Below are 24,119 nucleotides of genomic sequence, written 5' to 3'. Positions count from 1 at the left end.
GAGACTAGCTCGGGCCGGGGGCTACGTCATCCAGACAAAGTCCCCGAGGACGACCGGCTGCAGCATCCCGTCGACAGTTTACGACCTTGCTCCTTATAGTGACCATGGAATGACGCAGTATCCCGATTGGACGGCCAGCGACATAGAGAAGCTCTTCGGCAGCAATAAGGGTGCCTGGGATCGTTTCGTGCGTGACCACGCACCGCTGGTCTTTGCCGCCGTGCGCCGCAAACTCGTCCCGGCGGGTAAGGGTCATGAAGCCGAGGACGTGGCCCAGGATGTCTTTTTGAAGCTGGTGCGCGGCGATTTCAAACTCTTGCGCGGTTTCGATCCAGAGCGGGCGAAATTGTCCACGTGGCTGACGGTCATCGCGACCACGACCGCCATCGACCACTTGCGACGCCATGCGAGGCCTACCCAGGATATCGATGCCTTGCCGGAAGGGCTGCTGTCGGTGGAGGCGAAGGAGTATGTCTGGATCAACATTCCCGAAGGGTTGCTTTCACCGCGTCAGGCGCTGGTTCTAGAGCTTCTGTATAAGCAGGAGTTGGAAGTACAGGAGGCAGCGGCCTTTCTGAAAGTCGATCCGCAGACGGTCAGATCGACGCACCACAAAGCGCTGCTGAAGTTGCGGCAGCATTTTGCAACCCAAGACGAATCTTCTGGGGGATGAGTCTCACGGCAATGCCGTATAATTGATTGGAAGCGAACGAGGTTCTGCCATGACAAGCGATGATAGAAAAGATCTGAAGGAGGGCGCCGCACTTTGGTTGGCGGCCAAAGAGGCTTGGCGAGAACCCAAACAAGACGGCTCACAAGAGCAGACGGAGAGTTTGGACCCTCTGACGGTAGCAGCTTACCTCGACGGCGCTCTGGAGGGCGACGAGCTGGAGGCGGTGGAAGGGGTCCTGGCGCGCAATCCGGCACTTCTTGAGGAAGTCTTGGCTTTATCCGCACTGGAACCTGAAGCAGCGCCGGTATCCTTGACGCTGCGCGCCCAAGGCTTGGTACGTGCACCTTCCATCGACGAAGCACCTGTGAAGGGCGGTATGGCCCGACGGTTCATGGGGTGGTTTGATCCGTCACGCTGGACGCAAACGGCTGCTTGGGCCAGTGTGGCCGCAGCCATGCTGTTGGCTTGGGGCTTGGCTTTCGAATTGGGTTTCAGCGGTCTGGAGGCCGTCGCAGCCGTGGATGAGTTGGCCGCGCGGGACTTCCTGATTGCCCCGGCTTCGGACGAGACATTGTTATGAGGGGCTTGGTGGCATGAACAAAAGTCGTTTCTTGTGGCTGTTGCTGATCGGGTCCCTAGCGCTCAACGTATTCTTCGTCGGCGGTGCGCTTTACTACCGTTCGATGGCCGGCCATCTGCGCGGAAACCCGGAAGCGCGGATAGAATATTTGAGAGACCGCCTGAATCTCACGGATATGCAAGTCGAAGAACTTGGCAATCTGCGCCGCACCATGCAGGAGCTCCGGGAGGGGCGCGAGGAGAGCCGCGCCGAGCGCCGTCGCGATCTCTGGGCACTGATGGTCAAACCCGAACTGGACCGCGACGCCCTGCGGGCCATTATGCTGAAGGCTCAGGACGAGCGCGTGGAGCGCTGGATGGAGATGGCGGAAATCATGCACCGCTATCTCGCCGATCTGTCACCCGAGCAGCGGGCGGCTTTCGTGGAAATGGCACAGGATCGCGATTTCTTCCGCCGTTTCATGGGACGGGATCACCGCGGACATTGACGACTGTCCTGCAGCCCCCTAATTTCTGCGCCGCACAATTTTTTGGCTAACGGAAAAAAGGAACGGCGTCATGTCCAACGAGCGCGAACTGGCCCAGGAGGCCCGCGCATGGCCCTTCGAGGAAGCGCGTAAGCTAGTCGAGCGCATCGGAGGAAAAACGCCGGAGAAAGGCTACGTTCTCTTCGAGACCGGCTATGGACCGTCCGGACTGCCTCATATCGGCACCTTCGGCGAAGTCGTGCGCACCACCATGGTGCGCCAGGCGTTTCAGCGCCTATCGGATGTTCCCACGCGTCTGTTCTGCTTTTCCGATGATATGGACGGCCTGCGAAAGGTGCCCGAAAACGTTCCCAACAAGGAAATGCTGCGCGAGCATCTGAACAAGCCCTTGACCCGGATACCCGACCCCTTCGGCACGCACGAGAGTTTTGGCCATCACAACAATGCCAGACTGCGCGCCTTCCTGGACTCCTTCGGTTTCGAGTATGAGTTCCAATCCTCGACGGATTGGTACTTCGCGGGAAAGTTCGACAAGGCCCTGTTAGACGTGCTGCGTCATTATGACGAGATCATGGAGATCATGCTGCCCAGTCTGCGCGAGGAGCGGCAGCAGACCTACAGTCCTTTCCTGCCGATATGCCCCAAGACCGGGCATGTCCTGCAGGTTCCGATCCTGGAGCGCAACGTCGATGCCGGAACCATCGTTTTCGAGGATGAAAGCGGCCGGAAGGTCGAATTGCCGGTCACCGGCGGCAACTGCAAGCTGCAGTGGAAGCCCGACTGGGGTATGCGATGGTATGCGCTGGGCGTCGATTACGAAATGTCCGGCAAGGACCTGATTGATTCAGTGAAGTTGGCAGGCCGCATTTGCGATGCAATGGGTGGGCGCAAGCCCGACGGCTTCAACTACGAACTGTTCCTGGATGAAAAGGGCCAGAAGATTTCCAAATCGAAGGGCAACGGTCTTTCGGTGGACGAGTGGCTGACCTATGCGCCGCCCGAGAGCCTGGCGCTCTTCATGTATCACAAGCCGCGCGCCGCCAAGAAGCTGTTCTTCGATGTCATCCCGAAGACCGTGGACGAATATCTGACCTTCCTGGAAAAGTTTCCCGACGAAACCCCGGAGCGCCAGATTGAAAACCCAATCTGGCATATTCACAACGGTGAGGCGCCCGGAACGACCTGTCCCTTGTCGTTCGGCTTGTTGCTGAATCTAGCCAGTGTGGCCAACACCGAAGATCGGACGGTGATCTGGGGCTTTATCGAGCGTTACTTCCCCGGCACCACGCCGGAGAATACGCCATTGTTGGACCGCTTGGTTTCCTACGCGCTGGTTTATTACCGGGATTTCGTGTTGCCGCATAAGGCCTACCGCGCAGTCAACGATGTCGACCGGGCGGCCTTTACCGATCTTGTATCGGTCCTGGAAGCCTTGCCCGCCGACGCGAGCGCCGAGGATATCCAGACACAGGTCTATGAAGTCGGCAAACGCCATCCCTTCGAATCCCTGCGGCATTGGTTCAAGGCGCTTTACGAAGTGCTGTTGGGGCAGGAGCAGGGGCCGCGCATGGGTTCCTTCATAGCCCTCTACGGTCGCGAGAATTTCCTCTCGCTGATCAAACGGGCTCTGGCGGGTGAGGACCTCAGCAAGTAGACTCTCGGCACGTGCAGGCAGGGGTGTGGCTTTTAGGGCCGCCATAACCAAGACGGAGGATTATCCGCGATGCCCACTGCAATAGAGCCGTTGAATCTTCTTGCCGTCGCCGTTGGAACCATCGTTGCGTTCCTGTTTGGTTGGCTGGTCTATAGCCCAAAGGTTTTCGGCAAGGGTTGGGCCGAGGGGTCGGGCGTAGCGCTTGGCCAAGGTTCGGAGATGCCGTACTTCGCCATGGCCAGTCAATTGGTGGCGCTTGCGCTGCTATCGCTGGTGATCGGCCTCCTGGCGGCGCAGGCTGCGTTCTGGACAGCGATCCTGGCAATCCTGGCCGCGATGATGTTCGTCGTCTCCGCAGGCGCATTCCTCAAGAAATCCACTTATGCGATGCTCGTCGACGGCGGCTATATCCTTGGCTCCGGCGTCCTGATGATCCTGATCCAGGCAGTCCTCTGAAAAGCCAAGATTGCGTTTGGCGGAGACTCTTTACTTAAACCTCCCGGGAAATGATGTTTCCTCAGGCGTCGCCGTGGGCGTAGGACCAGTAAAGATCGCGGGCGCGGGCATAGACCGGACCGGGTTGCAGGTCGCGTTTCTCGATGCGGGTGATCGGCATGACTTTGCCGTAGTTACCGGTGGTGAAAAGCTCGTCCGCATCGCAGAGCTCAGGGTAGGTGATGCTGCGCTCATGAACCTTGATTCCGGCTTTGCTGAGCAGGCCAGCGACCCGTTGACGCGTCACGCCGTTCAGGAAGGTGCCGTTGGGAATGGGAGTGTGCGCGGCGCCGTCCTTCACCATCCAGATATTTGCGGTCGCCAGCTCCGCCACATTGCCGATGGCGTCCAGAACCACGGCGTTGTCAAAACCCTTCGCGGAGGCTTCCCTGAGCGCCATGCCGGATGCGGGATAAAGACAGGACGCCTTGGCCAGGGTCGGCGCCATGTTGGGTGACGGGCGGCGGAACGAAGAGAGGGTGACGGACATGCCTTTCGGTTTGGGCAGCGGCGCCTCATAAACCGACAGACAAAAGCGTGTCGATTCCGGGTCGGGGGACACGAAGCCGGATTCGGCAAAGAACATTGGGCGGATGTATAGCTCCGAGCCCTTCTTGAAGCGGCTGACGCCATCCAGGCAGAGCTCCTGAATCTCCGGTGCGGTGAGGATTGCTTTCAGTCCAAAGTTGTTTGCCGAGTTCACAAGCCGTTGGCAGTGCTGATCCAGGTCCGGGACCAGATTGTCAAAGGCCCGGGCGCCGTCAAAGACCGTCGAGGCCATCCACATTACGTGATCCATCGGTCCAATGATCGCCGGATTGCCCGACTTCCAGCCGCCGTTCACAAAATGTATAGGCTTCATGACGCTCCGCTCCGCTTGCCAGAATTGATGGCATTAGCATACCCCAGACACGATCCGCGGCAAGCGCCTGCAATCACTGTTCATGCGGACTGCCTTGGGCTAGTCTGCGCCGCCATGGTGAACAAACGCATCTATCATATCTGTCGCATTGACGAATGGGCGGCCGCAGAAGCGGAAGGCCGCTATCTCGGCTCATCGCAAGATCGGGCCGATGGCTTCATCCATTTTTCCAGAGCCGAACAGGTTGAGGCGAGCGCGGCAAAGCACCGCGCCGGACAGGATAATCTGGTGTTGATCGCCGTCGATCCGGCGCGGCTTGGTGATGCCTTGAAATGGGAGCCGTCGCGCGGTGGTCATTTGTTCCCGCACCTTTATGGCCCGCTACCCTTGACGGCGGTTATCCGAACCTGGCCATTGCATCTGGATGCCGAAGAGCGACACCTGTTTCCGGAGGCTTACTGAGCACGCGTGACTAGGCTCTATTCCCTTGCGGCTCCCCTGCTGGCATCGCTCGATCCCGAGCGGGCGCACCGGCTGACGATCCGGGCATTGCAAGCCGGTTTGGCCTCTGCTGGCGGGTACAAGGACGATCCGATCCTACAACTGGACGTCTGGGGGCTCACCTTCCGCAATCCGGTCGGTATCGCGGCGGGCTTTGATAAACATGCAGAGGCGGTGCGGCCAATGATCGGCCTGGGTTTGGGACTGGTGGAGATCGGTTCCGTTACCCCCCAGCCTCAACCCGGCAATCCGCGGCCGCGGGTCTTCCGACTTCGGCAAGACGAGGCAGTCATCAACCGTTACGGCTTTAACAGCGAGGGCATGACCCGGGTGGCCGCGCGTCTGGCGCGCCTGCGCAATTCAGGACAACCCGCTCTTACTGCACCGTTGGGTGTCAATCTCGGCAAGAACAAGACCAGCGATGACGCTGCCGCCGACTACTGCAGGGGCGTTGAAACATTGGGGCCTTACGCGGACTATCTCGTCATCAATGTATCCTCGCCCAATACGCCGGGCCTGCGGGCGCTGCAGAGCCGGGAAAGCCTGCAAAAGTTGATAGAAGCGGTGCAGGCTGCGCGCCGCCGATTGGCAAGCCAACCACCGTTGCTGCTTAAGGTCGCACCGGACCTGACCGAACAGGACAAGGCCGACATCGCCGAGGTTGCGCTTGCGACCGAATTGTCCGGTTTGATCGTTTGCAATACCACCATCGAACGCCCGCCCGGCCTGCGGAGTGAAAGCAAAGACCAAACCGGCGGTCTATCCGGACGGCCGCTCTTTGCGCCTTCGACAAAGGTTCTGGCCGATTTCTACCATTTGACCGCAGGGAAGTTGCCGCTGGTAGGCGTCGGGGGAATTTTCAGCGCCGCGGACGCCTATGCGAAGATACGCGCCGGGGCCAGCCTGGTTCAGTTATACACCGGCCTTGTTTATCGGGGGCCAAACTTGATCCCGGAGATAAAGGAGGGCTTGGCGGACTTCTTACGCCGGGATGGGTACGCAAGCCTCTCGGAAGCCATCGGCGCGGATCATCGGCGCTAACCGGTAACAGCGGTGCGAATCCCTGACATATGGACGCGGACCGCGGCACGGCCTTATAGTGGCAAAATTATTGCACTGCGACATAGGCGGGCCTGAGCTGAAAAGCTAAGGGTCCTGCCCGAGGGATGATGGCAAGGACGGTGGCATGGCCGGTTTCGACAAGAAGACGCTTTCCGATTGGGAGGCGGTAGCGCAAAAGGAATTGAAGGGAAAGAGCCCTTCAGACCTTACTTGGCAAACGCCAGAAGGCATTGCGGTCAAACCGCTTTACACCGAAGCTGATCTGGCCGAATTGGAAACGCTGGGATCGCTACCCGGTTTTGCGCCCTATCTTCGTGGCCCCAAGGCGACCATGTATGCCGGTCGACCCTGGACTATCCGCCAGTATGCCGGCTTCTCAACCGCCGAGGATTCCAATGCCTTTTACCGGGCCAATCTGAAAGCAGGTCAGAAAGGCCTATCGGTCGCCTTCGATTTGGCGACACATCGGGGCTATGACAGCGATCACCCCCGTGTTGTCGGCGATGTTGGCAAGGCCGGCGTCGCTATCGACTCGGTTGAGGACATGAAGATCCTATTCGATGGCATTCCGTTGGATCAGATGACCGTTTCCATGACCATGAACGGCGCTGTGTTGCCGGTTTTGGCGGGTTACATCGTGGCTGGAGAAGAGCAGGGGGTTCCCCATGCACAACTTGCCGGAACGATCCAGAACGACATCCTCAAGGAATTCATGGTTCGCAACACCTATATCTACCCGCCGCGGCCCTCTATGCGGATCGTTGCCGATATCATCGCCTTTACCGCCGAGCATATGCCACGCTTCAACTCAATCTCGATCTCCGGCTATCACATGCAAGAAGCCGGAGCGACGGCGGTCCAGGAACTTGCCTTCACCCTGGCCGACGGACTGGAGTATGTGCGGGTCGCTCGCTCACGCGGGTTGGACGTCGATCGCTTTGCTCCACGTCTTTCCTTCTTCTTTGCCATTGGCATGAACTTTTTCATGGAAGTCGCCAAGCTGCGGGCGGCGCGCTACCTCTGGTCCAAGCTGATGCGGCAGTTCGACCCAAAGGACGAACGTTCCCTGGCGCTCAGGACACATTGTCAGACATCGGGGGTCAGCCTGACCGAGCAGGACCCGTACAACAACATCATCCGCACTGCCTATGAGGCGATGGCGGCTGCTCTGGGCGGCACGCAGTCGCTGCATACCAATTCCTTCGACGAGGCCATTGGCCTGCCGACCAAGTTCTCCGCAAGAATCGCCCGCAACACACAGCTCATCCTGGCCGAGGAAACCGGCGTTACCAAGGTCGTCGATCCGCTGGCCGGCAGTTACTACGTCGAAAGCCTGACCGCCAGTTTAGTCCAGCACGCCGAGGCGCTGATTGCCGAGGTTGAGGAGATGGGCGGTATGACCAAGGCGGTCGAGAGCGGCATGCCCAAGCTGCGCATCGAGGAGTCGGCGGCCCGCTGGCAAGCGCGCGTCGACCGGGGCGAGGAAACCATCGTCGGCGTCAATCGTTATCAGCCGGAGGAGGATGTCGCGGTTCCGGCCCTGGATATCGATAACACAAAGGTCTTGCAGGGCCAGGTTGAACGCTTGAAGCGCATCCGCGCCGAGCGTGATGAGCAGGCTTGTCAGCAGGCGCTCCAGGCTTTGGCCAAGGCGGCGGAAACCGACGAGGGTAACTTGCTTGAACTGGCGGTCGTCGCCACCCGCGCCCGGGCAACGGTCGGTGAGATATCCAGCACCCTGGAAAAGGTCTACGGGCGCTATCAGGCGACGACCCAATCGATCTCAGGCGTATATGGCTCGGCCTATGATCAAGACGAGGATTTCCAGGCAATTCGCCGGGATGTGGAGGCCTTTGCAAACGAAGAGGGCCGACGCCCGCGTATGCTGGTCGTCAAGCTGGGCCAGGACGGCCATGACCGCGGGGCGAAGATCATCGCCACCGCTTTTGCCGACTTGGGTTTCGATGTCGATATCGGCCCACTGTTCCAAACGCCGGCAGAGGCGGCCCGCCAGGCCTTGGAGAATGATGTCCATATTATCGGCGCCTCCAGCCAGGCAGCCGGGCACAAAACATTGGTGCCGCAACTTATCCAGGCTCTGCGCGATCAGGGCGCGGAAGATATCGTCGTGATTTGCGGCGGCGTGATACCGCAACAGGATTACAGCTTCCTGAAGGATGCCGGCGTAGCCGCCATCTATGGGCCCGGGACCAACATTCCCACTGCTGCCCAGGAAGTCCTGGGGCTGGTTCGCAGGCTGCGCAAGGCAGCTTGATCGAACATCAAGAGGCTGCGGTATCCAGGTCCCCGCTGGTTTGAAACTGCAGGGACGCCAGCCGTTCGTATAGCCCGCTTCTGGCTGTCAGTTCTTCGTGGGTTCCCCGATCGACGATGCTGCCATTGTCAATCACCTCGATACGATCCGCCTTCTTAACGGTCGCCAAGCGGTGGGCAATGATCAAGGTGGTTCTGCCCTTCATCAGGCGCTCCAAGGCCTGCTGCACCATCCGCTCGCTCTCAGCGTCAAGAGAACTGGTTGCTTCATCCAGCAAAAGAAGGGCCGGGTCACGAAGGATGGCGCGGGCAATGGCGACACGCTGGCGCTGGCCGCCGGACAGACGCACGCCGCGCTCGCCGACAAAGGTTTCGAATTTCTCGGGCAGCGTGTCGATGAACTCCGTTGCGTAAGCCGCGGTGGCAGCGGCTTCGACTTCCTCGTCGCTGGCGTCGGGACGGCCATAGCGGATGTTCTCGGCGATCGTGGCCGAGAAGATCGTAGGTTCTTGAGGCACCAGCCCAATGCGCGCGCGCAGGTGGCCGGGATCAGCGGCTCGCAGATCGACGCCGTCAAACAGAATCTCGCCCTCTTGTGGGTCGTAGAATCGCAGCAACAATTGGAAAACCGTCGATTTCCCCGCGCCGGAGGGACCCACGAGAGCGACTTTTTCGCCAGAACCCACGGTCAGATCGAACCTATCGAGTGCGGCATCCCTCGGTCTGGAGGGATAGCGAAAGGTCACATTCCGGAAATGAACCTCGCCCCGCGGTGGCACCGGCAAAGGTACGATCTGCGTGGGAGCGATGATATCCGGTTCCACTTCCAGCAATTCATAGATGCGTTCGGTTGCGCCGGCGGCGCGTTGCAGATCTCCGACAACTTCGGACAACGCGCCCATCGAACCTGAAACGATGATCGAGTAAAACACAAACGCAGAGAGGTCGCCGGGCGAGAGTCGGCCTTCGATCACATCGTAACCGCCAACCCACAGCACGGAAGCGACCGCCGAGAACGCCAGTAGAATGACAATGGCAGTGAGCCCGGCTCTGGCCCTGGTGCGGCGTACAGCCGACTGGAAGGCTTCCTCCGCCTCACTGGCAAAGCGGTTGCGTTCGCGGGCTTCATGCCCAAAGGCCTGCACGACGCGAATACCGTACAGCGTTTCATTCAGACGGCTTCCCACATCCGCAACCCGGTCCTGGGATTCGCGGCTGAGGCGGCGCACCTTCTTGCCCAGGATGATGATGGGCGGAATGACCAGCGGCAGCACCAGGAAGACCATAAGCGTGAGTTTCGGACTGGTGACGAACAAAGCGATGCTGCCGCCGATGAACAGCAGCACATTGCGTACGGCGATAGGTAGGGAGGTGCCGACGACGACTTGAAGAAGTGTGGTGTCGGTGGTGACCCGCGAGAGTACTTCGCCGGTTCTGGTAATCTCGTAAAACGCCGGCGATAACTTCACCACATGATCAAAAACCGCACGCCGCATGTCCGCCACGACCCGTTCGCCGAGCCACGTGACGCTGTAAAAGCGGAAGTAAACCGAGATGGCCAATAGGAGGACGAGGAAGAACAGACCGATCACGGCCTTGTTGAGGAGGGCGATACTGCCCTCGGAAAGACCGGTATCGACCAGAAAGCGGATGCCCCAGCCAACGGTCAGCACGATGGATACGGAGAACAGCACCGCGAGAAGGGCGTAGATGATGTTCTTCTTGTAAGGCAAGAGGAACGGCCAGAGCCGCGCCAGCGGCCGCAAGTCCTTTTTTCGCGGCTTATCCTCGTGTGATGGGTCGTCGGCGGATGAGGGTTCGCGCATCATTGTCCGGCGTGTCCTGCTTTTCCTGGTTTCGTCGTTTTGGGTCCGGGAATCGGCCAACCTGACAGTGGCGGCACGGTTTATTGCTATCTCATTGCCCGGCTTGGCTCAAGTTCCAGGGAAAAATTGGATCGCGGGCCTTGCCTTGGCTTCGTACCTCGGCTATAGAAACCGCCACTTCAGGAGCAGAACCGATGAAGACAGACATTCACCCAGACTACCACACGATTAAAGTCATCATGACGGACGGCACCGAGTTCGAGACGCGCTCAACCATGGGCAAAGAGGGCGATACCCTCCGTCTGGACATCGATCCCAAAACGCACCCGGCTTGGACGGGCGTGCACCGCCTCATGGATAGCGGCGGCCAGCTTGCCAAGTTCAACAAGCGTTTCCAGGGTCTCGGCCTTAAGTCCTAAGTTCGACGCCTTACCGTCGGTAAGTCAAAAGCCTTTCGGGGCGCCGTATCAGCGGCGACCCGAGGGCTTTTTTGCGTCGGCTGAGTTACGCAGCGCACCTTCTCGAAAAATTCCCTCTTGACGCTGATTTTTACCGACCCCAAATAGGTTTCGGACGGGACGCCGAATAGTCGGGTTCCGCCCTTTGACGGCCCCAGAGCCGCGGATGACCAATTCGGTATCCGTTGCGCCAGAGGGTCAGTAAGTCGCTTCGACGTTAAGGAGGACTATTGTCATGCGAAGCTATGATCTCACGCCACTATTGCGTTCAACGGTTGGTTTCGACCGGATGGCCCGTCTTTTGGACGGGATGACCCGCCTCGATGAGCAGGCCGTTGGCTACCCACCCTACAACATCGAAAAGCTTGGCGAAGACGACTACCGCATCACCATGGCGGTGGCCGGTTTCGGCGAGGATGAACTAGAGATCACCGTTTCCGACGGGAATCTCGTCGTTCGTGGCGAAACGAAGGAGAAAGCTGAACCGCAAGAGGTGACCTATCTTCATCGCGGCATCGCCAGCCGTACCTTCGAGCGCCGCTTCGACCTGGCGGAGTTTATCAAGGTAACCGGCGCCAAGCTTGAGAACGGACTGCTGCATATCGCGCTGGTGCGTGAAGTGCCGGAGGCGAAGAAGCCCCGCACCGTCCAGATCGAGAGCGCGGCGACCAAAACCAAGGCGATTGAGCAGAAAGCAGCCTGACGGCTGACCGCCTAAACAACACCGCAAGACTGAAGGGCCGACTTCCCCGAACGGGAGGCCGGCCCTTTTTTCGTTTGGATCCGCCATCAAGCTCCTCATTCCGAGGAGGTGACGCAGCCTTTGTTTCGAAGGATGGAACTGCCGCTAACCCTTCAGATTGCGGGCAAGGAACGTCAGCGTTCTGGTCCAAGCCAGCGCCGCGTCTTCCTCGTCATAGCGGCTGCCTGTTGGATTGGCGAAGGCGTGGTCGGCGACATACCAGTGGACCTCCAGGGATTTCTTCGCTTCGGCCATCATCTTTTCGAATTCGCCAATCATATCGCTGTTGATGAAACCGTCGCGCGTCGCGAAATGTCCCAGCACCGGTCCCTTCAAGTTGACCAAATCCTCCGACGCACGATTGACGCGGCCGTAATAGATAACCGTAGCATCGACAGGCGTGGCGATGGAGGCATTGAGCGACCAGCCGCCGCCAAAGCACCATCCCACCGTTCCAAGCTTGCCTGTGCTGGACTCATGGGTCCGCAGCCATTCGGCCCAGGCGGTCAGGGTTTCTGTCGCCACGCTGCCGTCGACAGAGCTCATCAGCGCCTTGGCTGCGTCGCGGTCATCCGCCATGGCCACTTTGCCACCGTACAGATCGACCGCCAGCGCGACATATCCCTGCTTGGCGAATTCAACGGCCATTGTCTTGATTTGGTCATTGAGACCCCACCATTCATGAATTAGCAGAACGGTGGGCGCCGGCTTGGCCTCCGGCAGTGCAAGAGCCCCGGAAACCTTATGGCCGCCGGGCGTCGTGATAGTGACTGTTTGCGTTTCCTCCGCTGCTGCCCGCGCCAACCGTGGATCGGCTAGGATTGTGGCGAGCGGCAAACTTGCGATACCGGCGAGCAGTGAACGGCGTTGTAGTGGGACCATGGAACCCTCCATACACTATGCGGCAACAACCCAAAGGGGCGATTATGGCAGCTTATGCGAGAGAAGGCTTGGAAGGTATGGACTTCACGAATTTGTGAGCGAGGCTACAAGCTCACGAAAAGAAGAGAGCCCGCAACTCAAGTGAGTAGCGGGCTCGTCTGATCGGCTATGTAGCAGTCGCGGCCTCAGGCGGCGGCGGTTGCCTCGCGCTTGGCGCTCGCCTTGGCGATGGCCCGCTTCAGCACGAGCGCATCCTGACCAAGCTTGGAATTCGGGGTCGACAGCAGGAATGCGTCGATGCCGCCATTATGCTCGATCGTACGAATCGCCCTGGTCGTCAGGCGCACGCGGACAGCCTTGCGGAGGACCTCGCTATAGAGCGCGGCGTCCTGCATGTTCGGCAGGAACCGGCGACGGGTCCTGTTGTTTGCGTGACTGACATTGTTGCCGGTCTGCACACCCTTGCCGGTGAAGGCGCAACGTCGTGCCATGATTCTAAATCCCGTTATCTGGTCGTTTGAAGTCGTCGAATTTCCTAAAACTCTACGAGCGCTTCGCTAGGGAAGCGCCCGATTGAGGCCGCTTTTTACGGTCTTGGCACTTGTGCGTCAAGCTGAAAGCGGTCCCAAGGTCAGGATCTGCGCAAAAATCGAGCAAGCAGATCCTCGGCAGCCAGTGTCGGCGTTGTGGTTCCGTCACGCACCGCACCTTCCAATGCGGGAAGGGCCGCTTTGACGGCAGGATCGTCCTTGAGAGTCTGCAACAATCCTTCTTCGAGGGTTTGCCAGAACCAAGCCTGTGCTTGTGCGGCGCGTCTATCCTTAAGCGCACCGCTCGGCGCCAAAGATTCATGAAATGCGGTGACCGTTTCCCAAACTTTGCTGATGCCCGCGCCTGTAAGGGCCGAGCATAGCTGAACCTTCGGCTGCCAGTCCTTGTAGCTGGGCTTTAGGAGTCCCAAGGCGTGACGATATTCCGCAGCTGCGCGCTGGGCAGCCTTCTCCAGATCGCCGTCTGCTTTGTTGATGAGGAAGAGATCGGCCAGCTCAACCACGCCCTTCTTGATGCCCTGGAGCTCGTCTCCGCCAGCAGGGGAGAGCAACAACAGGAACATGTCGACCATTTCAGCCACGGCTGTCTCGGATTGACCGACGCCTACGGTCTCGACGATGACCACGTCGTAACCCACCGACTCCAGCAGCAACATTGTCTCGCGGGTACGGCGTGCAACGCCGCCCAGCGTACCAGCGGTGGGGGAGGGACGGATGAAGGCATCAAGGCTCCGCGACAACTCGGGCATGCGTGTCTTGTCGCCCAGGATCGAGCCGCCGCCCCGCTTGGAGGAGGGGTCGACCGCGACCACAGCAACACGGCGCCCGGCCTCCAGGAGATGAAGGCCGAAGGTCTCGATGAAGGTCGACTTCCCAACGCCGGGCGTACCGGTGATACCAAGGCGGATCGCCTTGCCACTCTCCGGTAGGGCGGCTTCCAACAAGCGCCGCGCCTGCTCCCGGTGATCGCGCCGTGTAGACTCGATCAAGGTGATGGCGCGGCCCAATGCGCGACGATCACCGTTCCTGGCTTGATTCAATAGGGATTCCGGGGCGTTCATAGGCGTTGCTCCGCGACCGGCTGCGGCAAGAAGATGTCTATCCGATTCGTCTGTGCCATGGCGGGAGCAAGGTTAACCTGTGCTTTCCGGCTTCGCCATCATCTCGGAAGCCTTGCGAATGGAAAGTCCGCGATCCTCTTCCTCACCGCTTTGCTGACGAGCCCACATCTCGGCATAGACACCGCGCTGCGACAGCAATTCGGCATGGCGGCCCCGCTCTGCGATTTCGCCATCTCGCAGGACGATGATTTCGTCCGCATCTATCACCGTCGACAAACGGTGGGCAATGACCAGCGTCGTGCGGTCGCGTGATACATCGGAGAGTGATCGTTGGATGTCACGTTCGGTTGCGGTATCCAGCGAAGAGGTGGCCTCGTCGAACAGGAAGATCGCCGGACGCTTCAACAGAGCTCGTGCGATGGCGACACGTTGCTTCTCTCCACCGGAGAGCTTTAGCCCGCGCTCGCCCACGGCGGTGTCATAGCCGTCGGGGAGTTGCGACACGAAATCGTGGATGCGCGCTAACTTGGCTGCCTCCTCGACATCCTCGCTGGGTGCGTTGGGGCGGCCATAGGAAATGTTATAGTATATCGTATCATTAAACAGGACGGTATCCTGGGGTACGATGCCGATAGCGGCGCGCAGGCTGCTTTGGGTGACGGTGCCAATATCCTGGCCGTCGATGAGAATCCGGCCGCTGTCGGGCTCATAAAAGCGGAACAGCAGCCGAGAGATCGTGGACTTTCCTGCGCCGCTCGGCCCCACGATGGCGGTTCGTTTTCCGGCAGGGACGGTAAAGGAGATGCCCTTCAGGACTTTGCGGCGCTGGTCGTAGTTGAAACGCACGTCCTCGAAAACCACGGTGCCGCCTTGAACGACCAGTTCCTCGGCGCCGGGGCGATCCTTGATTTCGGCTTCCTCCGCGCCAAGGCGAAAGAGCATCTCCAGATCGACCAGGGACTGCTTGATTTCGCGATAAACGGTGCCCAGGAAATTGAGCGGCATCGCCAATTGCAAGAGGTATGCGTTGACCATGACGAAGTCGCCCAACGAGAGTGACCCGTCCGCGACACCTACGGCGGCCAGGATCATCATGACAGTGATGCCAAGCGAAATGATGAGGCTTTGCCCGACGTTGAGGAGCGACAAACTGGTGCGGCTGCGAATCGCAGCTTTCTCGTAAGCCAGTAGCCCTTTATCGAATCGCCGGGCTTCGTGCTCCTCGTTGCCGAAGTACTTGACCGTCTCATAGTTCAGAAGGCTGTCGACGGCGCGTGTATTGGCAACGTTGTCGGCGTCGTTCATGGCACGGCGCAGGCCAATGCGCCATTCCGTGATCTTGAAGGTTAGAACGACGTATCCAACGATGGTGAGCAACGTCACGGCCGCGAAGCGCCAGTCGAGAAGCCACCATAGCAAGCCCGCTACAAGCCCGACCTCCAACAGTGTCGGCAGAACGTTGAACAGGACGAAGAAGAGCAGGAACTCGATACCTTTGACGCCACGATCAATGGCGCGTGTCAGGCCGCCGGTCTGGCGTTCAAGGTGAAACCGCAGTGACAAGGCATGTAAGTGCCTGAAGGTTTTTAGGGCGACTTGACGGATTGCGTTCTGTGCAACGCGGGCGAAAAGCGCGTCGCGCAATTCGCCGAACGCCAATGCGCCGACTCGCGCGCCGCCGTAGGCGAGAAGTAAACCGACCGGCGCTACGATTAGGCTGGCGTCCGGTGCAGAGAGGCTGTCGACCGCATTCCTGAGGATCAGCGGCACGTAAATGTTCGTCAGCTTAGCAGCGACAAGCAAGCTAAGCGCCATCACCACGCGCAGCTTCAAACCGCGGGAATCTGCTTGCCAGAGATAAGGCAATAACTGCCGCAGGGTTTTCCAGTGACCGTCGGAGGAGGTCGAGGAGTCTATGGTTGTCGGGCGCATCCGCCCTAGTTAGGCATATCCACAATAAAGGCAAGCTCAATCACGACATGGCAGCCCATCTCGTGCCGCAAAAGGGGCCTTAGCGCTCAGTCAGCTTGAACTCTATCCGCCGGTTCCGGCTGAGTGCGAGTTCGTTATCGCCGGTTGCGAGTGGCTGGTAGGGTCCAAATCCGGTGGCCGCGAGGCGCTCGGGCGCAATGCCCTCGGCAACCAGGAATTTGACGACCGACAGGGCACGCGCCGTTGAAAGCTCCCAATTCGAGGGAAACTCCGGTGTGGCAATCGGCCGCCGGTCGGTGTGCCCGTCAACCCGCAGAATCCATTCAAGATCGGCGGGAATCTGAGCTGCGATCTCTTTTAATGTCTCGGCGAGCTGATGCAGTTGTGCGCGACCATCTTCGCCGATCTCGGCCTCGGCGGTATTGAAGAGCACCTCTGATTGCAACACAAAACGATCGCCGACGATCCTGATATCCGGTCGATCGCCCAACGCTTCACGCAGACGGCCGAAGAACTCCGATCGATAGCGGGCGAGTTCTTGAACCTTTGTAGCAAGCGCTGCATTGAGGCGTTGCCCCAGATCGACGATCTGCACCTCCTGTTCGCGGTTGAGGGCTTCGGAAGCCTCCAAGGCCGCATTCAGGCTGGCAAGTTGACGGCGCAGGGCAGCCAGCTGCTGGTTCATCAGGCGAATTTGCGCCTTGGCTTCCTCGGTCATTTCCACCTGCTGCCCCAAAGCGCTGGTCGTGGAGACAAGCTGGTCACGCAAGGTTTCCAAATCACGGTCGGCATCTTCCTGGGCAGTTCGGGCGGCCTCGATCTTGGCGTCGAGCGCGGCGACCTCGCGTTGAAGCTGGTCACGCAGGTCTCGCAGAATGGCAAGTTCTTCGACCTGTAGCGAAACCTTGCGTTCGCTCGCATCGATGGCCGCGTAGGCTTGTTCCAGCTCCTGGCGCAGTTCTTCTGTTGCCGCCTGACGCGATTCCAGCGTTGCTTGCAGTCCGGCAACTTCCTGGCGCAGGGAATCGCGCAATTCCCGGAGCGTCGCCAGCTCGGTGATCTGAACCTCAATCTTTTCCCTGTCGGCCTCAATCGTCTTGTAGGCATCTTCGAGCTTTTGCGAGAGCTCGGCGGAAATGGCGATTCGGGCGTCGATGTCAGCCTGCAGGTCGCGATTCTGGTCCTGTAGTTTGGCGGTTTCGGCGTCCAGGATCACAATGCGTTGCTCGGACGCTTGGAGCTTGCCGCGCAAGTCGTCGCGTTCTCCTGCAAGCGCCGCTAGCTGGTTTGTCAGGCTGTCGCGTGCTTTCAGGGAGCTTTGCAGCTCCGAGGATAGCTGCGCCACATTGACCCGAAGATCCGCGTTGGCCGAGCGTTCCAGCGACAGCATCTCGGTTAGTTCCAGTATCTCCGACTGTAGCCGTTTGAGCGCTTGTTCACGTCCCGACAGGGCCGTCGAGAGATAAAATTGAGCGACCACGAAGACCAACAGCACAAATATGATAACGAGCAGCAGTGTCGCCAGGGCATCCACGAAACCGGGCCAGATGTTGACCGCGCGTCGACCGCCGCCACGTCGAAGATTATACATGGGCCTAGCGCTCTGGATCCTCGGCCAGGGCCGCTATCGTGCGGGCCAAAAGCCGAATCTCGTTGCGCATCTCTTGAACGATCTCGCCGCGTCCCTTGCCGATTTCCCCGGCAATACGTTCCAAGCGGTAATCCATGGAGCGTATGTGGTCGCGTGTGGCGTCATCCATGCCACCGCCCGCCAGATCGGCTTCGGCCAGACGTTGCAAAACCGGGCGCAGTTGATGTTGGGTTTCCAGCAGCGACTTAAGCACCTGTTGCTCGCCGCGCATTTGATCGGTGATCTGTTGCATGCGCTCGGCCAACAACGCCAAGTCCCGATCCAGTGAGACACGGTTTTCTTCACCGCGTGCCATGATGCGTTGCAGATTGTCCAGGGAATCGGCGGTCTGCTCCAGCAAGGCCTGGATGTAAGCGGGAACGGAATGCTCGCCGTCGCCGATCGGGCCGCCGCCGCCAAGTTTGGTCAATCCGGACAGCCATTCTTCCAGGTCATTGACGAAGCGGTTGTGAGCTTGGCTTGCCTGTAGCTCCAGGAAGCCCAGAACCAGGGAACCGGCGAGGCCAAAAAGGGAGGAACTGAACGCCGTACCCATACCTGATAGCGGCGTTGCAAGTCCGCTTTTCAAATCCTGGAACAGGCCAGCTGCATCGCCTCCCTCGACGCTCAAATTCTGGATTGTTTCTCCGACGGCGCCGACCGTTTCAAGCAAGCCCCAGAAAGTCCCCAGCAAGCCCAAAAAGACCAGCAAGCCGATTAGGTAGCGGGAAATTTCGTGGACTTCCTCTATGCGGCTGGCAATGCCATCCAGTAGCGTGCGCAACGTCATGGCCGACAGGGTGAGGCGCCCCTTGCGCTCGCCCATCATTGTAACCATCGGTCCGAGCAAATGCGGTGCGCGTTCGGAGGTTACGCTACCTGGCATCACGAGATTCGGGCCATCGCGGCCTTCCTGCTGAAGCTTTTCAACGAAGCTGATCTCGGGAAAGAGCATCAAAACATTGCGAAAGATAAAGATGATGCCAAGCGCCAACACGAAAAGGATCAGGCCATTGAGCACAACGTTGGCTCCGAATGCGCCTGATAGCCTGGGATAGAGGGCCGCACCGGCGCCACCGACCAAAAGCAAGAAGATAACCATGCGGACGAGAAAACGGGTGGGGCGGTTCATTTCCGACTCTCTTGATGTTTGTTGTTCGCAATGCAGCTCATCGGTTCACGCGTCAGACAATTGCATGTTCGTGTGGCCCGGACAAAAAACCGATCCTAAGAAACGGCTCAGATCATGAGACCGTAGTAGGGCGAAATCGTGGCAACTTGCACTTGTCCCCTTAAATCCGGCGACTTGTTCAATGCTACACGCCATTCAATTCGTCACCGGAACTATGTCTACACGGTCTACGGGACCCGACTCGAGGTTTGCGCCGAGCGGACGTATCTCCATACGAGTTGAACGTATGCCTTGCGCCACCAGAAACGAACGGACCGTCAATCCACGTGCCAAGGACAAACGCCTTGCGCGGTTGTCGTCTTCGCCGCCCTCGGAGGAAGCATAGGCAAGAACCTGAACTCGAAGCGAAGGGTCGGCGTTCATGCGATCGGCAACCTGGGCCAACAGAGCTTGGCCCACATCGTCCAACTCGGATGACCCCTCTGCAAAGATCACCGAGGGTTCTGATGCCGGGGACGATTGTGCAATGGGCTCGACAACAGGCTCGACAACGGGCTCGGCAACTGATTCGGGGACGGGTTCTGCCAGGGGCTCCTCGGCTGCGGCAGTTTCAGGTTCGGTGACAGGCTGGGCTTCAGCTGCGGTCTCGGGCTCAACCGCTGGCTCGGGTTGAGCCGTTGGTTCGGCCTCCGCTGCGGTCTCAACCACAGGCTCGATAACGGGTTCCACGGCGGGTTCCACGGCGGGCTCAGTTTTCGGCTCGACCGTCGGTTCGGCGATGGTTTGGAACTCTGGCTCTGCGGGCGGCGCGACATTTGGCGCCGGTTCAGCGACAGGCGCCGGTTCAGCGACAGGTGTGGGCGCAACGGCCGGTACCGTCACTGGCGCCGTCACGGACTCAGCCACGGGGTTCGCGGCAGGCTCATTCGCGGGCGCAGGCTCCGCGACCGGTGCTGGCATAGGTACGGTAAGATGACTGCGCGGCGGTTCGGCAGGTGGCGGCTTCAAGGTTGCCGTCTGCGCCGCGAGGTCCGTTGTCATGAGAACCAGGAATGCAAAAAGCAACGCAAATGCCGTCGTTGCGGCGGCGGGCCTGGAACAGGATGCCGAAACTAGGTTGGTCGCTATGGTCTTGCTTCTCGCCATGCCGGTCCGTCGTCCCCCAATTCATACTGCCGGGAAAGACTACGGCGACAGATCGCGCCGAACAACCGTTAAGCGCGGCTCTTCTTCCGTCCGATCAGCTTCTGTAGGTCGCGGTGCAGATGCGGGTTTGCCGCGAGGATGCTGGGACCGTCCAAGGCAAAGGTGCGGCCGTCCATCTGCGATACATAGCCGCCCGCTTCTCTGACGATCAGCACACCGGCGGCCCAATCCCAGGCCGCCAGGTCGCGTTCCCAATAGCCGTCATAACGTCCGGCGGCCACATAGGCGAGATCGAGCGATGCCACTCCCCAACGCCTGACGCCCGCGGTTTCGGCCATAACGGCTTCAAGCTCGGCCAGGAAGAGGCCGTGGTCGCGGACGCCCTTGAAGGGGATGCCGGTCGCCACAAGGGATTCGTCGAGACGCTTGCGCCCGGACACGCGGAGGCGGCGGTCATTGAGGTAGGCGCCCTTACCACGCTCGGCGACGAAAAGTTCTTCTTTGATCGGGTCATAAACGACGCCGGCAGTGACCTCGCCGCGCTCGACCAGCGCCAGAGATACTGCGAAATGCGGCAAACCATGCAGGAAGTTGGCCGTACCGTCCAAGGGGTCCACGACCCAGGTTGGCTCGTCGCCGGGCTTGGTGACGCCGCCCGCGGATTCCTCCATCAAAAAAGCAAACTCGGGTCGTGCAACACTGAGTTCCTGGCGGATGATCTCTTCCGCTTTCAGGTCCGACTGCGAAACGAAATCGGCTGGTCCCTTACGCGAGACCTGAAGGTTTTCCACTTCGCCGAAATCACGTCGCAAGCGACGGGCGGCCTTTGTGGCTGCCTTGACCATGACGTTGATGAGAGGAGAGCGCATAGGTAAATTGCTTTCTTGTCGCTATTGCCAGGATACCGCTGCCAATCAGCGCAGTGGTTGGTGCCTACCAGGCGTCTTTCGCCATCAATCCTTGGCGCGTTCCACATAGGCGGCATCGATCGTGTTAACCACGACTCGCGTGCCTACGCCGATATGTGGCGGCACCATGATCCTGACGCCGTTGTCGAGCACTGCGGGCTTGTAGGAGGAAGAGGCAGTCTGACCTTTGACCACCGCGTCCGCTTCTACGATTTCATGCACCACTGTTTCCGGCAGGGTGACACTAATCGGATCGTCCTCATAGCTTTCGATGGCAACCACCATACCCTCGCTGAGGAAAGGCAGAGGGTCGCCCACCAGTTCCGCATTGATCGATATCTGTTCGTAGGTTTCCTGGTCCATGAAGGTCAGGTGATCGCCGTCGGCGAAGAGAAACTGATAATCCTTTTGGTCAAGGCGCACGCGCTCGACCGACTCAGCCGAACGAAATCTCTCGTTGAGCTTCGTTCCGTCGCGCAGGTCCTTCAACTCGACCTGTGCATAGGCGCCGCCCTTGCCGGGCTTCACATGCTGCACCTTCACCGCGCGCCAGATGCGTCCGTTATGCTCGATAACATTACCAGGACGGATTTCATTGCCGTCGATTTTCATCCGTGTACCTTCCGGGTTCAAACAGTCTTAGAAATGTAAAAGCGCGCGGAAGCTACCAGAAGGTCCACGCGCCCGCAATCCGCCTTGCGGTCAGGGGCAATGATCAAGCCAGTGGATCAAGCCAGTGTATCGAGTTCGGGAGCATTCTCCGCTATTCGCCGAGTTGTCGCTCAAACCAGGCAACCACGGAAGCCGGGCCATCGGGATCGTCCCAGACCACTTCTCCCAGTAGGATGAAATCCGCACCGGCTTGTGCCAGCCGTTCGGCATCCTGCAGGTTGTGCGCTCCAGCGGCGACACTCGGCAGAAGCATTGTTTCCTGCCACCAGGCAAGGGTTTCTGCCTCGGCGGTCTGACCATCCGCGGAAAGATCGCCGAACACCACATAATCGGCGCCACTTTCGCCAGCAACCATGGCGTCATGGCGAGAGCCGCCACATGCCGCTCCTACGATTGCGCCATCATCCAAAAAATCGCGAGCCTTTTGAACGGCCTTTCCGTCGCCGGAAACCTGCACGCCGTCGCAACCCGCCGCCTGTGCTTCCTCCAGGAAGCCCTCCACCAGGAACGCGCCATCGTGCTTTTGAACCAGAGGGCAAAACAGCGCGATCAGATCGCTGACAAGCGGCTTGGTAGCCTTGGGGCTGTCACAACGCAAAAGCACCGCCGCAATGTCGCCGCCCGCGAGCGCTGCCTCCAGTTGCGGCAGGAAGTCGGCCGCCGACAGGTTCCCCTCGACCAACGCCAGAGGCGTGGCGAGATAAAGGCGGCTACTCACCGGTGCGGTCTCCTATCCTACAGTTTGCCCTGATAGATCTTGATCACCGAATCGAGCAGGGCAAGCGCCTCGCTGCGGGGCCGCTGGAATGTGTTGCGTCCAATGATCGACCCATTCGCCCCACCGTCGCGCAGCGAACGGACTTCGTCCAGAAGACCCGCGGTATCCTTAGCCGCGCCGCCGGAGAAGACCACCACGCGGCGACCGTTAAAGGCAGATTGCATGACATGCTCAATGCGTTTCGATAGGGTCGATACGTCAATCTTCTGCTGCTCGTAAACCTTCTTGGCTTCGGCTTGCTCGATATGATCCGTTGGCGGTTTGACCTTGATGATGGTGGCGCCAAGTAGGGCGGCCATATGTGCCGCGTATGCGGTCACGTCAACCGCCGTCTCGCCAGCCTTGGAAAGGTCCCCGCCGCGTGGGTAGGACCAAATGACGACGGCAAGGCCACAGGACTTGGCTTCCTCGCTGAGTTCGCGAATTTCTTCCATCATCTCGAACTGGTAGTCGGACGCAGGATAGATGGTGAAGCCGATGGCCGAACAGCCGAGGCGCAGGGCATCGCTGACCGAGGCGGTGATGGCCTGGTCTTTGGAAACTGCCCAGGAGTTCGAGCTGTTCATCTTCAGAATGGTCGGGATTGCCCCGGCAAAGCTGTCTGCACCTGCTTCAAGCATACCCAGTGGCGCTGCATAGGCGTTCAGCCCGGCGTCAACCGCCAACTGATAATGATAGGTGGGATCATAGGCCGCCGGATTGGGCGCGAAACTGCGCGCCGGCCCGTGCTCAAAGCCTTGGTCGACCGGCAGAATAACCAAGCGGCCAGTGCCACCGAGCTTACCGTTCATGAGGATACGCGCGAGATTGCCCTTGGTGCCCGGGTTTTCACCCTCGTAGCTGGCTAGAATACGTTTGACACGCTGTGTAACGCGCATGGTTTCCCTCCTTGGTTATGTGCTGGCGGCGGTCCAGTTTCCGCGCTTTCAATAGCTGAGCCTCAGACCGAATTCAACGGCCAGAGAAATCCGTTTCCAAATCCGTTCTTTGCAGGACACGCGCGCCATGCTGGGCCGCAATCTCCTGCAGTTTGTGCAAAACTTCCTCCGGTCCCGAAAAGCAGATCGCTTTACAGCCCTCGTTCAGCGCCGCAAGAACGTAGCCTGCATCGCCCGCACAATCGAGCCAGGCATCGACTTCAATCTGCGGAAACGCCGCGCGCAACTGCTCCAGGATCTTGAGCCACACCAAAGGCCCAATCTGACCCGCGGCGCCCGGTAGGGAGCGGAACCTGGCAACCGAGGACCCTCCCGCTTGCAGACTCCTTAGCAGCGCCTCTCCATCCTGGTAGCAGCTAATCTCCCGCATCTTCGTCTACTGGTCCGTTGCTACGTACCTTCAATCGCTAATTGCTTGGAGGTGACGGTGGTCCCTTGAGTTCGACTGTGTTGCCTTCGGGGTCCTGGATGTAGATCGAGGGGCCGTAGCCGAGTGCGCCGTATCGTTTGGCAATCTCGCTCGGTTCGACACCCAAGCTGCGAAGGTGGGTCAAGATGGCGTCCGCGTCAAAGGGCACGACCTGCAAGCATACGTGGTCCAGATTGCGCCCCTCATCCCCCGGTGCGGCGCCACCTGGGCGACCCAACTCGCTGTCCACCTCAACCAGATCGATCAAGCATTCTCCGGCGCGCAGCTGATAAAGTCCAATGGCAGCCTGCTGACGCTCAAGGCGGCAACCGAGAACGTCCTGGTAGAACCCAATCATGCGATCCAGGTCGCTAACCCGAAGGACGATGTGATCGATGGCCTTGAGATTAATTGGGTTGGCTTTCCTACCCATCGCTTTCCCGCCGGTCATCGACCCATCTCCCAC

25 protein-coding genes are annotated in these 24,119 nt (G+C 59.5%); 10 read left to right on the top strand and 15 right to left on the bottom strand.

Going from position 1 to position 24,119, the window contains the following annotated elements; all coding sequences use genetic code 11:
- The first annotated feature begins 109 nt into the window (after window positions 1-109).
- The 5 genes from FHR98_RS05500 to FHR98_RS05480 all read left to right on the top strand — a co-directional run bounded on the left by FHR98_RS05500 (window position 110) and on the right by FHR98_RS05480 (window position 3,850).
- Window positions 110-673: an RNA polymerase sigma factor gene (locus FHR98_RS05500; RefSeq protein ID WP_183415626.1), complete on the top strand. Its 564-nt coding sequence runs from the start codon at window positions 110-112 to the stop codon at window positions 671-673.
- A gap of 49 nt (window positions 674-722) precedes the next feature.
- Window positions 723-1,253 carry a hypothetical protein gene (locus FHR98_RS05495; RefSeq protein ID WP_183415625.1) on the top strand — a complete coding sequence of 177 codons (531 nt, stop codon included), beginning with the start codon at window positions 723-725 and terminating at the stop codon, window positions 1,251-1,253.
- A 13-nt stretch (window positions 1,254-1,266) separates the two neighbouring features.
- On the top strand, window positions 1,267-1,740 hold the full coding sequence (locus tag FHR98_RS05490) for a Spy/CpxP family protein refolding chaperone (RefSeq protein WP_183415624.1): 474 nt from the start codon (window positions 1,267-1,269) through the stop codon (window positions 1,738-1,740).
- A 70-nt stretch (window positions 1,741-1,810) separates the two neighbouring features.
- On the top strand, window positions 1,811-3,394 hold the full coding sequence (locus FHR98_RS05485) for a lysine--tRNA ligase (RefSeq protein ID WP_183415623.1): 1,584 nt from the start codon (window positions 1,811-1,813) through the stop codon (window positions 3,392-3,394).
- 69 nt (window positions 3,395-3,463) lie between these two features.
- Window positions 3,464-3,850: a DUF1761 family protein gene (locus tag FHR98_RS05480; protein WP_183415622.1), complete on the top strand. Its 387-nt coding sequence runs from the start codon at window positions 3,464-3,466 to the stop codon at window positions 3,848-3,850.
- A 61-nt stretch (window positions 3,851-3,911) separates the two neighbouring features.
- On the opposite strand, the gene FHR98_RS05475 is transcribed toward FHR98_RS05480, so the two are convergent.
- A complete protein-coding gene (locus tag FHR98_RS05475) occupies window positions 3,912-4,751 on the bottom strand; it encodes a branched-chain amino acid aminotransferase (RefSeq protein WP_183415621.1) in 840 nt (279 codons plus the stop codon).
- Between the two features lie 114 nt (window positions 4,752-4,865).
- Between FHR98_RS05475 and FHR98_RS05470 the strand changes: the two genes are divergently transcribed.
- The 3 genes from FHR98_RS05470 (at window position 4,866) to scpA (ending at window position 8,589) form a co-directional block, all read left to right on the top strand.
- Window positions 4,866-5,213: a DUF952 domain-containing protein gene (locus FHR98_RS05470; protein WP_183415620.1), complete on the top strand. Its 348-nt coding sequence runs from the start codon at window positions 4,866-4,868 to the stop codon at window positions 5,211-5,213.
- A 6-nt stretch (window positions 5,214-5,219) separates the two neighbouring features.
- Window positions 5,220-6,293 carry a quinone-dependent dihydroorotate dehydrogenase gene (locus FHR98_RS05465; protein WP_183415619.1) on the top strand — a complete coding sequence of 358 codons (1,074 nt, stop codon included), beginning with the start codon at window positions 5,220-5,222 and terminating at the stop codon, window positions 6,291-6,293.
- A 145-nt stretch (window positions 6,294-6,438) separates the two neighbouring features.
- On the top strand, window positions 6,439-8,589 hold the full coding sequence (scpA, locus tag FHR98_RS05460; protein WP_183415618.1) for a methylmalonyl-CoA mutase: 2,151 nt from the start codon (window positions 6,439-6,441) through the stop codon (window positions 8,587-8,589).
- 7 nt (window positions 8,590-8,596) lie between these two features.
- On the opposite strand, the gene FHR98_RS05455 is transcribed toward scpA, so the two are convergent.
- The gene (locus FHR98_RS05455) at window positions 8,597-10,417 is read right to left on the bottom strand and encodes an ABC transporter transmembrane domain-containing protein (RefSeq protein WP_183415617.1); all 1,821 of its coding nucleotides are present in this window, start codon (window positions 10,415-10,417) and stop codon (window positions 8,597-8,599) included.
- Window positions 10,418-10,608: 191 nt separating this feature from the next.
- On the opposite strand from FHR98_RS05455, the gene rpmE reads away from it, so the two are divergent.
- Both rpmE and FHR98_RS05445 read left to right on the top strand, forming a co-directional pair.
- Entirely contained in the window at window positions 10,609-10,833 is a 225-nt protein-coding gene (gene rpmE / locus FHR98_RS05450; RefSeq protein WP_183415616.1) for a 50S ribosomal protein L31, read from the top strand.
- A 274-nt stretch (window positions 10,834-11,107) separates the two neighbouring features.
- On the top strand, window positions 11,108-11,575 hold the full coding sequence (locus FHR98_RS05445; protein ID WP_183415615.1) for an Hsp20 family protein: 468 nt from the start codon (window positions 11,108-11,110) through the stop codon (window positions 11,573-11,575).
- A 144-nt stretch (window positions 11,576-11,719) separates the two neighbouring features.
- On the opposite strand, the gene FHR98_RS05440 is transcribed toward FHR98_RS05445, so the two are convergent.
- The 13 genes from FHR98_RS05440 to FHR98_RS05380 form a co-directional block, all read right to left on the bottom strand.
- On the bottom strand, window positions 11,720-12,496 hold the full coding sequence (locus tag FHR98_RS05440; protein WP_221205731.1) for a dienelactone hydrolase family protein: 777 nt from the start codon (window positions 12,494-12,496) through the stop codon (window positions 11,720-11,722).
- A gap of 185 nt (window positions 12,497-12,681) precedes the next feature.
- On the bottom strand, window positions 12,682-12,987 hold the full coding sequence (gene rpmB, locus FHR98_RS05435) for a 50S ribosomal protein L28 (protein WP_183415613.1): 306 nt from the start codon (window positions 12,985-12,987) through the stop codon (window positions 12,682-12,684).
- Between the two features lie 140 nt (window positions 12,988-13,127).
- The gene (meaB, locus tag FHR98_RS05430) at window positions 13,128-14,108 is read right to left on the bottom strand and encodes a methylmalonyl Co-A mutase-associated GTPase MeaB (protein WP_183415612.1); all 981 of its coding nucleotides are present in this window, start codon (window positions 14,106-14,108) and stop codon (window positions 13,128-13,130) included.
- A 72-nt stretch (window positions 14,109-14,180) separates the two neighbouring features.
- Window positions 14,181-16,040: an ABCB family ABC transporter ATP-binding protein/permease gene (locus FHR98_RS05425; RefSeq protein WP_183415611.1), complete on the bottom strand. Its 1,860-nt coding sequence runs from the start codon at window positions 16,038-16,040 to the stop codon at window positions 14,181-14,183.
- Between the two features lie 79 nt (window positions 16,041-16,119).
- Window positions 16,120-17,631 (bottom strand): peptidoglycan -binding protein, encoded by a 1,512-nt coding sequence (locus FHR98_RS05420; RefSeq protein WP_183415610.1) that lies wholly within the window; start codon window positions 17,629-17,631, stop codon window positions 16,120-16,122.
- 4 nt (window positions 17,632-17,635) lie between these two features.
- Window positions 17,636-18,802, bottom strand: a complete 1,167-nt coding sequence (locus FHR98_RS05415) for a flagellar motor protein MotA (protein ID WP_183415609.1) — start codon at window positions 18,800-18,802, stop codon at window positions 17,636-17,638.
- Window positions 18,803-18,997: 195 nt separating this feature from the next.
- Window positions 18,998-19,948: an OmpA family protein gene (locus FHR98_RS05410; protein ID WP_183415608.1), complete on the bottom strand. Its 951-nt coding sequence runs from the start codon at window positions 19,946-19,948 to the stop codon at window positions 18,998-19,000.
- Between the two features lie 68 nt (window positions 19,949-20,016).
- Window positions 20,017-20,817: an inositol monophosphatase family protein gene (locus FHR98_RS05405; protein WP_183415607.1), complete on the bottom strand. Its 801-nt coding sequence runs from the start codon at window positions 20,815-20,817 to the stop codon at window positions 20,017-20,019.
- A gap of 84 nt (window positions 20,818-20,901) precedes the next feature.
- A complete protein-coding gene (efp, locus tag FHR98_RS05400) occupies window positions 20,902-21,468 on the bottom strand; it encodes an elongation factor P (protein WP_183415606.1) in 567 nt (188 codons plus the stop codon).
- 151 nt (window positions 21,469-21,619) lie between these two features.
- On the bottom strand, window positions 21,620-22,246 hold the full coding sequence (locus tag FHR98_RS05395; protein WP_183415605.1) for a thiamine phosphate synthase: 627 nt from the start codon (window positions 22,244-22,246) through the stop codon (window positions 21,620-21,622).
- Between the two features lie 17 nt (window positions 22,247-22,263).
- Window positions 22,264-23,184 (bottom strand): class I fructose-bisphosphate aldolase, encoded by a 921-nt coding sequence (locus tag FHR98_RS05390; protein WP_183415604.1) that lies wholly within the window; start codon window positions 23,182-23,184, stop codon window positions 22,264-22,266.
- Between the two features lie 73 nt (window positions 23,185-23,257).
- Window positions 23,258-23,614 carry a hypothetical protein gene (locus FHR98_RS05385; RefSeq protein ID WP_183415603.1) on the bottom strand — a complete coding sequence of 119 codons (357 nt, stop codon included), beginning with the start codon at window positions 23,612-23,614 and terminating at the stop codon, window positions 23,258-23,260.
- A 37-nt stretch (window positions 23,615-23,651) separates the two neighbouring features.
- Window positions 23,652-24,104: a VOC family protein gene (locus tag FHR98_RS05380; RefSeq protein ID WP_246377465.1), complete on the bottom strand. Its 453-nt coding sequence runs from the start codon at window positions 24,102-24,104 to the stop codon at window positions 23,652-23,654.
- Window positions 24,105-24,119: the final 15 nt, after the last annotated feature.

The organism is Limibacillus halophilus, assembly GCF_014191775.1.
GTDB lineage: Bacteria > Pseudomonadota > Alphaproteobacteria > Kiloniellales > CECT-8803 > Limibacillus > Limibacillus halophilus.
The sequence above is the reverse complement of the archived record's forward strand: the minus strand, read 5'-3'. Positions and strand labels throughout refer to the sequence as shown.